Consider the following 322-nt stretch of genomic DNA (forward strand, 5'->3'; position numbering starts at 1 on the left):
GGAGGTCGACAGCGAGGCGACCGAGCTATCGGTCGAGCTCAGGCCGGTGGACAACGAGCTGATGCCGGTCGAGGTCGAGGTGGACAGCGACGAGATCGAACTGGTTGCCGACGACAAACCCGTCGACGTGGAGGTCGACAGCGAAGCCACCGAGCTATCGGTCGAGCTCAGGCCCGTGGACAGCGAACTGATGCCGGTCGAGGTCGAGGTAGACAGCGAACTGATCGAGCTGGTTGCCGACGAAAGGCCGGTCGACGTCGAAGTCGACAGCGAGGCGACCGAGCTGTCGGTCGAGCTCAGGCCGGTGGACAACGAGCTGATT

1 protein-coding gene is annotated in these 322 nt (G+C 64.0%); it reads left to right on the top strand.

What is annotated here, in order from left to right; genetic code table 11:
• On the top strand, positions 1-322 hold a 322-nt coding region (locus U5771_RS35445), incomplete at both ends, for a hypothetical protein (RefSeq protein WP_322028221.1).

It is taken from the genome of Burkholderia sp. BCC1977, from assembly GCF_905339595.1.
Taxonomy (GTDB): domain Bacteria; phylum Pseudomonadota; class Gammaproteobacteria; order Burkholderiales; family Burkholderiaceae; genus Burkholderia.